This is a genomic window from Bradyrhizobium sp. Ai1a-2 (assembly GCF_000426245.1).
In the GTDB taxonomy this organism is placed as follows: Bacteria; Pseudomonadota; Alphaproteobacteria; order Rhizobiales; family Xanthobacteraceae; genus Bradyrhizobium.
The window spans coordinates 119,384-132,059 of sequence record NZ_AUEZ01000016.1 but is presented as its reverse complement, the minus strand read 5'-3'; the positions used below and the strand labels follow the sequence as shown (position 1 = coordinate 132,059).

The 12,676-nt window shown below is 64.5% G+C and carries 10 protein-coding genes and 1 pseudogene; 2 read left to right on the top strand and 9 right to left on the bottom strand.

Annotated elements, in window-relative coordinates:
• Positions 1-302 (top strand): annotated as a pseudogene (locus K288_RS0113825) (IS5/IS1182 family transposase); the annotation flags it as partial.
• A 22-nt stretch (positions 303-324) separates the two neighbouring features.
• Here the strand turns inward: K288_RS0113825 and K288_RS0113820 are convergent.
• The 8 genes from K288_RS0113820 to K288_RS0113785 all read right to left on the bottom strand — a co-directional run bounded on the left by K288_RS0113820 (position 325) and on the right by K288_RS0113785 (position 8,405).
• A complete protein-coding gene (locus K288_RS0113820) occupies positions 325-594 on the bottom strand; it encodes a GlsB/YeaQ/YmgE family stress response membrane protein (RefSeq protein ID WP_027580093.1) in 270 nt (89 codons plus the stop codon).
• A 103-nt stretch (positions 595-697) separates the two neighbouring features.
• Positions 698-1,675, bottom strand: coding sequence for an ABC transporter ATP-binding protein (locus tag K288_RS0113815; protein ID WP_027580092.1), 978 nt, complete (start codon positions 1,673-1,675; stop codon positions 698-700).
• Positions 1,672-3,084, bottom strand: a complete 1,413-nt coding sequence (locus tag K288_RS0113810) for an Asp-tRNA(Asn)/Glu-tRNA(Gln) amidotransferase GatCAB subunit A (RefSeq protein ID WP_027580091.1) — start codon at positions 3,082-3,084, stop codon at positions 1,672-1,674. The genes K288_RS0113815 and K288_RS0113810 overlap by 4 nt, the downstream gene beginning before the upstream one ends.
• The gene (locus K288_RS0113805; protein WP_027580090.1) at positions 3,081-3,278 is read right to left on the bottom strand and encodes a hypothetical protein; all 198 of its coding nucleotides are present in this window, start codon (positions 3,276-3,278) and stop codon (positions 3,081-3,083) included. Before K288_RS0113805 ends, K288_RS0113810 begins: the two co-directional genes overlap by 4 nt.
• Complete coding sequence (locus K288_RS0113800; protein WP_027580089.1) at positions 3,275-4,342, bottom strand: ABC transporter ATP-binding protein; 1,068 nt, start codon at positions 4,340-4,342, stop codon at positions 3,275-3,277. The genes K288_RS0113805 and K288_RS0113800 overlap by 4 nt, the downstream gene beginning before the upstream one ends.
• A 203-nt stretch (positions 4,343-4,545) precedes the next feature.
• The gene (locus K288_RS0113795; RefSeq protein WP_027580088.1) at positions 4,546-5,433 is read right to left on the bottom strand and encodes an ABC transporter permease; all 888 of its coding nucleotides are present in this window, start codon (positions 5,431-5,433) and stop codon (positions 4,546-4,548) included.
• 168 nt (positions 5,434-5,601) lie between these two features.
• On the bottom strand, positions 5,602-6,555 hold the full coding sequence (locus K288_RS0113790; protein ID WP_027580087.1) for an ABC transporter permease: 954 nt from the start codon (positions 6,553-6,555) through the stop codon (positions 5,602-5,604).
• Positions 6,556-6,749: 194 nt separating this feature from the next.
• Positions 6,750-8,405, bottom strand: coding sequence for an ABC transporter substrate-binding protein (locus tag K288_RS0113785; RefSeq protein WP_027580086.1), 1,656 nt, complete (start codon positions 8,403-8,405; stop codon positions 6,750-6,752).
• A 212-nt stretch (positions 8,406-8,617) separates the two neighbouring features.
• Between K288_RS0113785 and K288_RS0113780 the strand changes: the two genes are divergently transcribed.
• A complete protein-coding gene (locus tag K288_RS0113780; protein WP_027580085.1) occupies positions 8,618-10,225 on the top strand; it encodes an ABC transporter substrate-binding protein in 1,608 nt (535 codons plus the stop codon).
• A gap of 216 nt (positions 10,226-10,441) precedes the next feature.
• On the opposite strand, the gene K288_RS0113775 is transcribed toward K288_RS0113780, so the two are convergent.
• A complete protein-coding gene (locus K288_RS0113775; RefSeq protein ID WP_027580084.1) occupies positions 10,442-12,670 on the bottom strand; it encodes an adenylate/guanylate cyclase domain-containing protein in 2,229 nt (742 codons plus the stop codon).
• Positions 12,671-12,676: the final 6 nt, after the last annotated feature.

Sequence of the window (12,676 nt, the reverse complement as noted above, 5' to 3'; positions counted from 1 at the left end):
GAGGTCACAATGCGCCACCCGATTACAAGTTCAGGGTGTTCATCTCAGGCCAGAAGCGGCGCGTGACGCCCAGGATCAAACGCGAGCTGCGCCGGCGCTCGGCCGTCGAGCCGGTCATCGGCCATCTCAAATCCGAGCATCGCATGGGGCGCAACTACTTCTGGTACCGCAAGGGCGACGCCGCCAACGCCGTCCTCGCCGCCGCCGGATACAACTTCCGCCGTCTCATCCGCTGGCTGGAGCTTTTGTTGCACCAAATCCTGGTCAGGCTCATCCTCCGATTTCAGCTCGTCCCAAGCTGAAATCAGACTTCTTCACGGGCGACTAGAACCGGCCGCCACCGCGGATCAGCCTGACGACCACGAGCAGCAGGACGGCACCGATCGCGGAATAGACGATTTCCGAGACGAGCCCGCTGCCGAGACGGATGCCGAGCTTCGGAAACAGATAGCTTGCCACCAGCGCGCCGGCGATGCCGACCAGGATGTTGCCGATGATGCCGAAACCGGTGCCGCGCACGATCTTGCCGGCCAGCCAGCCGGCGAGCAGGCCGACAAACAGGATGACGAGAAGGCCCTCGTTGGAAATGTACATCTGAAGTCCCCCGGACCCTGCGCCTGGCGCCGCGAAAGGCTAACCACAATCAGGTGACACGACGACTGGAATCTGCCGGAGTTTTCTTGACGGCGAGGCGGTGTTACGTCGCGGCAACAGCCGGCTCGGCCAGCACGCACCGCGCGATCCGGTCCGGCGCGACCTGGACGGCGGGCGGCAACTGCTCGGAACAGCGCGGCTGCGCCAGGCTGCAGCGCGGCGCGAAGGAGCAACTGGTCGGCGCACGATCGAGCGAGGGCGGCGTGCCCGGGATCGTCTCCAGCCGCTCCCCCCGCTTGGCGCCATGGATGGTCGAGGCCAGCAGGCCCTTGGCGTAGGGGTGGACCGGGGAACGCACGATGTCACGGAGACTGCCCTGCTCGACGATCTGGCCGGCATACATGACGGCGACGCGGTCGCAGATCTCGATGGCGACCCCGATATCGTGGGTCACGAAGATCACGGACATGCCGAACTCGCGCTGCAATTCGCGAAGCAGCAACAGGATCTGGATCTGCACGGTGGCGTCGAGCGCGGTGGTCGGCTCGTCCGCGAGCAGGATCTTCGGCTTGCAGGCGAGCGCGAGCGCGATCATCGCGCGCTGGCGCATGCCGCCCGACATCTCGTGCGGATAGGAATCGAGCCGGCGCTTGGCGGAGGGAATGCGCACCACCTCCAGCATCTCGAGCGCACGCGCCACCGCCTCGCGCTCGCTCTTGCCCTCGTGCCGCATCACGGTTTCCGCGATCTGGCGGCCGATGGTGTAGACCGGATCGAGCGCGAGTGCCGGCTCCTGGAAGATCATCGAGACAGTCTGGCCGCGAAAGTTCGACAGCGCCTCGTCGTCCATCGCCAGCACGTCCTGTCCCAGCACCTTGACGCGGCCCGAGATCTGCGTCCGCTTCTTTGGCAACAGCCGCATCAGCGCGCGCAGCGTGACGCTCTTGCCGGAGCCGGATTCGCCGAGCAGACCGAGCACCTCGCCCTCACGGAGCGAGAGGCTCAGGTCATTGACGGCGTGCACCGTGCGTTCGCCGGTGAAGCGGATGTTGAGATCTCGGACTTCGACAAGATTGGTCATGCGAGCTTCGGCACCTGGGCGTGGAAATCGGTGGCCCGCTGGAACGCCGCGCCGATGCGGAGCAGCGTGGTTTCCTCGAAGGAGCGGCCGATCAACTGCATGCCGACCGGGAGCCCTGCGCGGGTAAAGCCCGATGGGACCGCCAGCGACGGCAGGCCGAGATAGTTGACCGGGCGGGTGAAGCGCGTCAGCCGCTGGATCACCGCTTCGGCGCCAGGGCCGTTACCGACGTCGCTTTCGGCGATGGTCGGCGCAGGCACCGGCGCTGCGGGCGCGATCACCGCATCCACGCCGCTGACCGCGGCATTGTAGGCGGCGAGCGCGGGGCCACGCCAGCGCATCGCCTCGAGATAGCTGACGGCGGGAACCGCGAGCCCGTTCTGCAGCCGCATCAACACCTGCGCGCCGTAATCCTGCGGACGCTCGATCATCCAGCGCTTGTGGAAGGCAGCCGCCTCGGCGGCGAGCACGAGCTGGGATGCCGAACTGAGCTGGCGCTGGTCGGGCAACTCGACCTTGACGATCTCGGCGCCCTCACGCTTGAGGACGGCGATGGTCTCGTCGAGGATACGCGCCACCTCGGCATCGAGATCGTCGACATAGAAGGCGGTGGGCACGCCGATCTTGAGACCTTTCAGCGAGCCTTTGGTGGCTTCCAGATAGTCCGGCACCGGTAGCGTCGAGGCAGTCGGATCCTCAGGATCGCTACCTGCCATCAGGCCGAGCAGCAGCGCGCAATCCTCAGCGGTCTGCGCCAACGGCCCGACGGTGTCGAGCGATTGCGACAACGGCATTGCGCCGGCACGGCTGACGCGGCCGACGGTCGTCTTCAGTCCGGTGACGCCGCAGAAATGCGCGGGCATGCGGACCGAGCCGCCGGTGTCGGATCCCAGCGCCGCAAAAGTCAATCGCGCCGCGACCGCCGAGCCGGAACCGGAAGAGGAGCCGCCGGTGATGTGATCGACGTTCCAGGGATTATGCACCGGGCCGTAATGCACGTTGTGGCCGGTCGGGCCAAAGGCGAACTCCACCATCTGCAGCGAGCCGAGCCGGATAGTGCCGGCGTCCTTCAACCGCTGCAGCGCGGTTGCCGTGGTCTTGGCGACAAAGTCGCGGCGGATCAGCGAGCCGCAGGTCACGACCTTGCCGGCCTCGTAGTACATGTCCTTGTGCGCGAGCGGCACGCCGTGCAGCACGCCGCGGCTCTTGCCTTTGGCAAGTTCCGCATCCGCTTCATCCGCGGCGGCGAGCGCCTGTTCGGACTCGATCGCCATGAAGGCGTTGAGCTTGGGCTGCCACTCCGCGATGCGGTGCAGCAAGGCTCGCGTCACCTCGCGCGAAGAGACTTTCTTCCCGGCGATCGCTTTCGCGACCGCGGTCAGCGACATCAAGGCAACTTCACTGCTCATTTCGACACCTTCGCGGTCTGCGCGAGCACGAAGCTCGCGGGCTCGAGATCGAACGGCAGCGTGCCGGCGACCGGCGCAAAGCCCGCAAAGGCCGGGCTGATCGAATTGGAGATACGCGCCGCGACCTCGCCGTCGACGGGCACGCCCGCGACGTCGGCCATTACCAGCGCTTCCTTGGGACTGGGTTTCGTCATGCCGCCTCTTCCTCCCTTGCCGGTGCGCGGCTGTGCCCCGAGCCCGGAATAGCCATGTAGCACGCCGCCTGATGACCCGTACTATCGAGCGTGGTCAGTTGTGGAGTGGCTTTTGCGCAGAGCGGCTCCGCAAACGGGCAGCGGGTGTGAAACCGGCAGCCTGGTGGCGGATCGATCGGGTTCGGCGGATCGCCCGAGATCGGTGGCACCTCGGTCCGCTTGTCCGGATCGGAGGACGGCATCGCCGCCAGCAGCGCGCGCGTATAGGGATGCGCAGGCGCATCCCAGACCTTGTCGACCGGGCCGAGCTCGACGACTTCGCCGAGATACATCACCAGCACGCGGTCGGAGATATAGCGCACGACGTTGAGGTCGTGGCTGATGAAGAGATAGGTCAGCCCGAACTCGCGCTTGAGGTCGGCGAGCAGGTTGAGCACCTGCGCTTCGACCGATTTGTCGAGCGCGGAGACGGCTTCGTCCAGGATCACCAGCCGCGGCGACAGCGCCAATGCGCGCGCGATATTGACGCGCTGGCGCTGGCCGCCGGAGATTTCGTGCGGATAGCGGTTGGCGAAGTTTTCGGGCCGCAACCCCACCTTGCCGAGCAGTTCGCGCGCCAGCGCGCGAGCGGCAGCATCTGCCATGCCGTGCACCTTCGGTCCGAAGGCGATGGATTCCTCGATGGTGAGGCGAGGATTGAGCGAGGCGTAGCTGTCCTGGAACACCATCTGCATGCCCCGGCGCAATTCGCGCAGCGACAGCGCGCGGCCGACCTGCATGCCGTCGTAGATGATCTCGCCGGAATCGCGCTTCATCAGGTGCATCAGGAGCCGCGCGGTGGTCGACTTGCCGCAACCGGACTCGCCGACGATCCCGACGGTCTCGCCCTTGGCGATCGAGAACGAGACATTATCGACCGCGCGCACGGTCTTGCGCGCGCCGAACAATTCGCCGCGCACCGGGAAGTGCTTGGTCAGGCCCTTCACCTGAAGCAGCGGCTGCGCGGCACCGCCGACGTCCTCGACGGGGGCAAGCATATCGACGTGTGAATGCATCTGGCTCATGAATTGCTCGTTGACTGCATCGGTCTGTCCGCGGGGAACACCTCTCCCCATCGGGGAGAGGTCGGCGCGGAGCGCCGGGTGAGGGGGAGCAGGTCCCACAAGAGAGCGTAACCCCTCACCCGGAGCGCATCTGCGATGCGATCCGACCTCTCCCTACGGGAGAGGTGCAGAATCGCGGAGATAGCTGTGGTCAAACTCATCGCTCAGTTCCGGATGTCCATGGCGCTGCGCATGCCGTCGCTCAGAAGGTTGAAGCAGATCGAGACCGCGAAGATCATCACGCCCGGGAGCGCCGCGACCCAGGGATTGACGTAGATCGCGGTACGCAGCGTGTTCAGCATCAGGCCCCATTCCGGTTCCGGCGGCTTGGTGCCGAGACCGAGGAACGAAAGGCCCGCAGCAAGGATCATCGACACCGAGATCAGGCCGGTGGCGTAGACGAAGATCGGGCCCAGCACGTTGCCGAGCATGTGCACGCGCATGATGGTGAGCGGACCCGCACCGGAGGCGCGCGCGGCTTCGACGAAGTCCATGTTGCGCACGCCGGTCGTGACGCTTTCCGCAACGCGGGTGATCTGCGGCACGAACACGACGGTGAGCGACACGATGGAGTTGACGATACCAGCGCCCAGCGCGCCGGAGATCGCGATCGCCAGGAGCACCGACGGGAAGGCGTAGAACACGTCGATGGTGCGCATGATCGCGGTATTGAGCTTGCCGCCGACATAGCCGGCAACCAGTCCAAGCCCGGTACCGATCACGAAGGCAAGGATGACCGGCAGGATCCCGACGATCAGCGACAGCCGTCCGCCATAAATGAGACGCGACAGCATATCGCGGCCGAGCTCGTCGGTGCCGAGCAGATAGCCTGGCGTTCCGATGTGGCGCAGGCGGCGGATCATCGAGCCCTGGTAGGGATCGGCGAGCCCGAGCCATGGCGCGAACAGTGCCGACGCAAAGATCAGGATCAGAATGAGCGCGCAGGCCATGCTGACCTTGTCGCGCGTGATGCGGCGGGCAACGGTGGCCCAATAGCCGCGCGCCTTGGTCGCGGGAGCGGCTTGCAGTGCGAGATCGGTGATCGTGCTCATTTCACCTCTCCCGCTTGCGGGAGAGGTCGGCGCGACGCGCCGGGTGAGGGCTCTCTCCACACGTATAGTCCCATCGCGGAAGCACCCTCACCCCAACCCTCTCCCGCAAGCGGGAGAGGGGGCGCAGTTTCCGTCTTGATTGGCACTCGATCCATTCTCATCATCGCATTAGCCTCGCTTGATCCGCGGATCGATGGCGGCCTGCGCGATGTCGACCAGGAGGTTGAGCAGCACGAAGAACAGCGCCAGCACCAGGATCGTGCCCTGCAGCAGCGGCAGGTCGCGCTGGAAGATCGCGGAGTTCAACAGCAGTCCCGAGCCCGGCCAGGAGAACACGGTCTCGATCAGGATCGAGCCGCCGAGCATGTAGCCGAGTTGCAATCCCATCACCGCGAGCGCGGTGGGCGCCGCGTTCTTGACGACGTGGCGGAAGACGTTGGTCTCGCGCAGGCCCTTGGCGCGCAAGGCTTCGACGAAATCCTGCGACAGGATATCGCCGGTCAGCGCCCGCACCGTGCGGGTGACGATGCCCATCGGGATCACCGAGCTCGTGACCGCGGGCAAAATCAGGTAGCGGAGGTGATCCCAGTCCCACGCCCACGCGCCGGAGCCGCCGGGACCGGCGCCGACCGCGGGCAGCCAGTTGAGCTGCACCGAGAAGATGATCACCAGCACCATGCCAAGCCAGTAATGCGGCACCGAGACGCCGGCGATCGCAAAGGAAGTCGCAAGCTTGTCGATCCAGCTGTCGCGGAAATAGCCGGCGATCAACCCGAACAGCAGCCCGAGCGTGAAGCCGATCAGCGCGGCAAAGATCGCGAGCATCACAGTGTTGCTGACCGCGCGCATCACCTCCGACAGCACGGGCCGGCCCGTCGCGATCGAATTGCCGAGATCACCATGCACAGCGCGCCACAGCCACAGCCCGAACTGCACCGGCAGCGGACGGTCGAAGCCATAGGCGGTGCGCAATTGCTGCGCCAGCTCCTGCGAGGCATCGGCCGGCAGCACCGCGACCAGCGGATCACCGGGCGTGATGTGCACGAGCAGGAAACATACCAGCGCGACGCTGATGACGATCGGGATCACATAGACGATGCGTCTGGCGATATAGGCAAGCACGAGCGACTCTCTACTTCCCTTCTCCCCTTGTGGGAGAAGGTGGCGCGCAATGCGCGCCGGATGAGGGGTTCTATCCGCGGACACCAATGCTCGAAGGAGAGGCCTCGATCCGCGGAGGCAGACCCCTCACCCGGCTTCGCGTTCCGCGAAGCCACCCTCTCCCGGAAGGGGAGAGGGTGAGCAGCAGATTGGGCTTACTGCGTCATCGAGATCGGCGAGAAGTCGACGAACCAGCTCTTCGGTTGCACGAAACCCTTGACCTTCGGGCTCATCGCGCGCGGGGCGACGTCGTGCGCGACGTAAAGGAATGCCGCGTCGTCGACGGAGGCCGCATGGAGCTCAGCGAGCGCCGCATCGCGTGCGGCGGGATCGAAGCTCTGGCGGGCCTTGGTCACGAGTTCATCGAATTTGGGGTTGTTGATATAGCCCCAATTGTTCGACACCGGCGGCGCCATCGACGACTGCAGGAAGCGCACCAGCGCAAAGAACGGATCCATCGCCGCATAGGTGACGTTGGTGGCGTTCGCACCATTGGCGGTCGGGTCCTTGGCACCGCGCCGCCAATTGGTGAACAGCGTGTTCCATTCGATCACGTCGAGCTGCACATCGAAATAGCATTCGGCGAGCGCCTGCTGCAGATATTCGTTCATCGGCAACGGCAGCATCTGGCCTGAACCTGATGCAGACGTCTGGATCTTCACCGTTAGCTTCTTGTTCGGACCAAAGCCCGCTTCCTGCATCAGCTTCTGCGCGGCGGGCTTGTCATACTTGATCTGGAAGGTCGGATTGCCGCGCCACGGATGGCCCGGCTCGAACGTGCCGGTCGCCGGCACCATCAACCCGGCGAGCAGGCCGTCGCGCAGGCCTTCGCGATCGACACAAAGATTGGCGGCCTTGCGGACGCGGATGTCGTTCCACGGTGAGCCCTCGACGCGGGAAAACTGCCAGGGCCAGACATGCGGCTCTTCATTGGAGTAGAGAACAAAACCACGCTGCTTGATCTCGGGCAGCGCGTCCGGCGCCGGCGCCTCGACCCAATCGACCTGGCCGGAGAGCAGCGCGGCGGTGCGCGCATTGGCTTCCGGCATCGGCAGCAGCACCATCCTGTCGACCTTCGGAACGCGCGCCTTGTCCCAATAGGCGGCGTTCCTGGCCAGTTCGAGCCGCTCGCGCGGCGTGAATTTCGTCATCTTCCACGGGCCGGTGCCGGAGGCATCCTTGGCGAAAGCCGCCCAGGCGGCCTGCGATTTCGCCTTGGCGTCGGCGCCTTCGGCGGTGTCATAGAACTTCTGCCACTTTGCCGGGCTGGCCATGAATAGATTGGTCAGGTTGATCGGCAGGAAGCTGTCCGGCTCCTTGGTGGTGAGTTCGACGGTCATGTCGTCGATCTTGCGGGCCGAGGCCAGCGTCGGCATGCGCGAGGCGGTGACGCCGACCTGGCTCGGATCGAACTGCGGTGCATCCTGCTTGAGCACCTTGTCGACATTCCAGACAACGGCATCGGCATTGAACGGCGAGCCGTCATGGAAGGTGACGCCGGGGCGCAGCTTGAAGGTCCATTTCTTCTTGTCGGCGTCCTCGACCTTCCACTCGGTCGCAAGGCCGGGAATCACGACGCTCGCCTTGTCGGCTGACGACAGGTCCCACATCGTCAGCGCGTCGTACATCGTGAGCCCAGTGAAACGGTTGCCTTCGAAGCCTTGGTCGGGCTGCCCGAGCGTGCGCGGAATATCGGCAGCGGTCATGCCGATGCGCAGCACCGTTTCGGCGCCGGCTGCGAGCGGCAGGCCCGCCATCGCAATCGCCAGCGCCGCAGCCAGCGCCATCGCTTTGGTTTTCACAGTACGCATCGCAAACGTCCCTTCTTCAACTTCGGGTGATTAATTGTTGGGCAATCGTATGCAATGCCTGTGCCAAGGGGAATAGTTCTGCGGAAAATCACCCTGGGATGCGTCGATTCTTCTCAGTCCGTGCCATGGGACGGAAAGATGTGCCTATTCTGGCATCAAGCTTGCTTGGTTGGCATCCGGTATTCGGAATACGTCAACGGAGCTTTGGTAACATGCGCACCCGATATTCGATTCTCGTAGCTGCTTTGGCGTTTGCCATCGGTGCAGGCTGGAGCAGCAGGCCGGCGCAAGCCGAAACCGTGGTGCGCTACGGAATCTCGATGGCGGATATCCCGCTCACGACCGGTCAGCCCGACCGCGGCGCCGGCGCTTATCAATTCACCGCGTATACGATCTACGATCCGCTGGTCGCCTGGGAGATGGATGTCGCCGACCGGCCGGGCAAACTGGTGCCGGGCCTCGCCACGGAATGGAAGGTCGACGACAAGGACAAGACCAAGTGGCGCTTCACGCTGCGCAAGGGCGTCAAGTTCCATGACGGCAGCGACTTCAACGCCGACGCCGTGATCTGGAATCTCGACAAGGTGCTGAACGACAAGGCACCGCAATTCGACAAGCGGCAGAGCGCGCAGGTGAAGACCCGCCTGCCCTCGGTCGCGAGCTACGCCAAGATCGACGATTTCACCGTGGAGATCACGACCAAGACGGTCGACTCCTTCTTCCCGTACCAGATGCTCTGGTTCCTGGTCTCGAGCCCGGCGCAATATGAAAAGCTCGGCAAGGACTGGGACAAGTTCGCGAGCCAGCCCTCCGGCACCGGGCCGTTCAAATTGACCAAGCTCGTGCCGCGTGAACTCGCCGAGCTCACCAAGAACGAGGACTACTGGAACAAGAAGCGGATCCCCAAGGTCGACAAGATGGTGCTGATCCCGATGCCGGAGGCATTGACGCGCACCAACGCGCTGCTCGCAGGGCAGGTCCACCTGATCGAGACGCCGGCGCCGGATGCCGTGCCGCAGCTCAAGGCCGCCGGCATGAAGATCGTCGACAACGTCACCCCGCATGTCTGGAACTATCATCTGAGCGTGCTGCCCGGCTCGCCCTGGACCGACATCCGCCTGCGCAAGGCGCTGAACCTCGCGATCGATCGCGATGCCGTGGTCGGGCTGATGAATGGACTGGCGAAACCTGCCAAGGGCCAGGTGGACCCGTCGAGCCCGTGGTTCGGCAAGCCGACCTTCGACATCAAATATGATCTCGCCGCGGCCAAGAAGCTGGTGCAGGAAGCCGGCTACTCCAAGGAGAAGCCGCTGAAGACGACCTTCATCATCGCCCAGGGCGGCACCGGACAGATGCTGTCGCTGCCGATGAACGAATTCCTGCAGCAGAGCTTCAAGGAGATCGGCATCGACGTCGAGTTCAAGGTGGTCGAGCTCGAGACTCTCTATACACATTGGCGCAAGGGCGCAGCCGACGAGATGAACGCCGGCATCACCGCCAACAACATCGCCTATGTGACCTCGGACCCGCTTTACGCGATCGTGCGCTTCTTCCACTCCGGCCAAATCGCGCCTGTCGGCGTCAACTGGGGCGGCTACAAGAACCCGAAGGTCGATGCGCTGATCGACGAGGCCAAGCAGACCTTCGACACCACCAAGCAGGACGAACTCTTGGCGCAGGCGCATGCACTGATCGTCGACGACGCCGTGCTGGTGTGGGTGGTGCACGACACCAACCCGCATGCGCTCTCGCCCAAGGTCAAGACCTTCGTGCAGGCGCAGCACTGGTTCCAGGACCTGACGCAGATCGGGCTGCAGTAATTCACGCGTCTCTCCGCGTCATTGCGAACGAAGCGAAGCAATCCATTTTCCACTTGTGGAGGCGTGGATTGCTTCGTCGCTACGCTCCTCGCAATGACGGGCTAACCAAGCTTCGCAGGGTGGGCAAAGGCGCTCTTCGCGCCGTGCCCGCCATCCAACACTCCGCTCTGGATGCTGGGCACGCTGCGCTTTGCCTACCCTACAAATTCGCTGAACTCACTTCGTCAGCAGCGCAAACGCGCCGTTCCAGTCCTCAGGCGGCGGGTTCTCGAGAAAATGCCGGATGCGCGCCTCATAGAGATTGTACAGCCGTTCCAGCACGAGGCCCTCGTCGGTCTTGCGGCCGCGCTCGATGGTGGCTAGCGCACCTTCCCAATCGCGGCCGCGGTAGCAGGCCAGCATCTCGATCGTGAGATTGCGCAGGCGCTGGAAGCGGCCGGACTGCGCGGCGTCCTCGCGGCCGGCGATCGCGTAGATCACCTCCGGCTCCTTCTTGCCCTTGACCATGATGAAGTCGAGCTCGAGGATCGCGAACTTCTCCTTCGCGGCAAGCGCGGTCTTCGATCCAACGATGATCGGGAAACCGTATTCCTTGGACTGCCCCTCGAGGCGCGAAGCGAGATTGACGCTGTCGCCGAGCACCGAATAGTCGAAACGCAGGTCGGAGCCCATGTTGCCGACCACGCAAACGCCGGTGTTGAGGCCGATGCCGACATTGAGCGGGATGTAGACGTGGCCGCCCGCATCCGCCTCGTCCTTGCGCAGCTTGTTGAGCTCGTCGATGCGCTCGAGCATGTCAATCGCCGCCGAGCAGGCGTTGATTTCGTGCTCCTTGTCGTCGAGCGGCGCGTTCCAGAACGCCATGATCGCATCGCCCATATATTTGTCGATCGTTCCCTTGCGGGCGAGGATCGCGTTGGTGAGCGGCGTCAGGAAGCGGTTCATCAGGGCGGTCAGTCCCTGCGGGTCGCGCTTGTAGGATTCCGAGATCGTGGTGAAGCCGCGGACGTCCGAGAACATGATGGTCATCTCGCGCTCCTCGCCGCCGAGCACGAGCTTTTCCGGTGACTGCGCGAGTTGCTCGACCAGCGCGGGCGACATGTACTGCGCAAAGGCGCCGCGAATTTGCTTCCGCTGCTGCTGCTCGCGGACGAAGCTCGAGAAGATCAGCGCGAGATAGATCGCCGTGGTCGACATCAAAGGATAGGTGAAATCGATCAGCAGGCGGTGCTGCGTGTAGAAGTACCAGGAGGTGCCGATCAGCGCGGTCGCGAACATCGCGCCGAGGCCGACCAGCGTGATCGGCCCGAACAGCGGAGCGAACGCGATCACGAGCAGGCCGAATATCAGTGCGGTCCCGAACTCGAATGCGATCCCGTAGTTGGGCTGCGATACGCTGGCCCCGCTCAGCGCGCTCTCGAGCACCTGGGCATGGACCTCGACGCCGGGCATCGCCGGCGTGACCGGCGTGGTCTTGATGTCGTTGAGCCCGACCGACGAGGTGCCGATCAGGACCAGCTTGCCCTGGACCTTCTCCGGCGGCACCCGCCCGTGCAGCACGTCGACCGCCGAGACATAGATCGAGGGGTCGGCCTGGGCGAAATGCACCCAGAGCTGGCCGTTGTGGTCGGTCGGGATCCGCAAGCCGCGGAGCGCCAGGCTCTTGATGCCGGCCTCGTCGGTGTCGATCAGCACGGTGCCGGAGCCGGTCGCCACCCGCAGCACCTCGAAACTCAGCGACGGCATGGTGACGCCTTGCGCCAACATGATCATCGGCACGCGGCGGACGATGCCGTCGCGCTCGGGCCTGATCGTGAACAGGCCACGGCCGGCGGCGGCCGCCTCCAGCACATGGACATTGCGCAGCAGGCCGGGGAAATCGAACATGAAAGGCTGCGGCTCCTCGCCCTTCATCGCAAGCGGCGTCAGCGGCAGCGACTTGTCGAACTCTGCGATCACGAACGGCAGGCCGGACGCGCCCAGCACCACGCGCGACTTGCTCATCGCACCTGCCAGGATCTGGTCGTTGGTCGGCAGCGCCCGCAGCTTCGCCTTGGTCTCCTCATCGAGATTGCGAATGGTCTCTGCGGCGGCATCCGGGTTGAGCCGGTCGGGCTCGGAGAACACGATGTCGAAAGCGATCACGACCGCGCCGAGATGGGTCAGGTTGGTGACCAGATCGGCGATCCGCGTGCGCGGCCAGGGAAACTGGCCGAGTTCGGAGAGGCTTTTTTCGTCGATATCGACGATGGTGACCGGCCTGATCGTCTTGACCCGGGGCTCGATGACCTGGAAACCGTCAAAGGTCCTGACCCGAAGTTCCGCGACCGCAGGCGGATCGAGCACCCTGAGCGCGGCAAAGCCGATCAACAGCGCAAGGCAGGCGAGCCGCGCGTAGCCGAAGCGCCGCTTGAACCACCTTCGCAATGCCTTCAGCCGCCTCATACCGTC

Coding starts and splice junctions, on each gene's coding strand:
- K288_RS0113820 (WP_027580093.1), bottom strand. CDS start 594: ATGTACATTTCCAACGAGGGCCTTCTCGTCATCCTGTTTGTCGGCCTG.
- K288_RS0113815 (WP_027580092.1), bottom strand. CDS start 1,675: ATGACCAATCTTGTCGAAGTCCGAGATCTCAACATCCGCTTCACCGGC.
- K288_RS0113810 (WP_027580091.1), bottom strand. CDS start 3,084: ATGAGCAGTGAAGTTGCCTTGATGTCGCTGACCGCGGTCGCGAAAGCG.
- K288_RS0113805 (WP_027580090.1), bottom strand. CDS start 3,278: ATGACGAAACCCAGTCCCAAGGAAGCGCTGGTAATGGCCGACGTCGCG.
- K288_RS0113800 (WP_027580089.1), bottom strand. CDS start 4,342: ATGAGCCAGATGCATTCACACGTCGATATGCTTGCCCCCGTCGAGGAC.
- K288_RS0113795 (WP_027580088.1), bottom strand. CDS start 5,433: ATGAGCACGATCACCGATCTCGCACTGCAAGCCGCTCCCGCGACCAAG.
- K288_RS0113785 (WP_027580086.1), bottom strand. CDS start 8,405: ATGCGTACTGTGAAAACCAAAGCGATGGCGCTGGCTGCGGCGCTGGCG.
- K288_RS0113780 (WP_027580085.1), top strand. CDS start 8,618: ATGCGCACCCGATATTCGATTCTCGTAGCTGCTTTGGCGTTTGCCATC.
- K288_RS0113775 (WP_027580084.1), bottom strand. CDS start 12,670: ATGAGGCGGCTGAAGGCATTGCGAAGGTGGTTCAAGCGGCGCTTCGGC.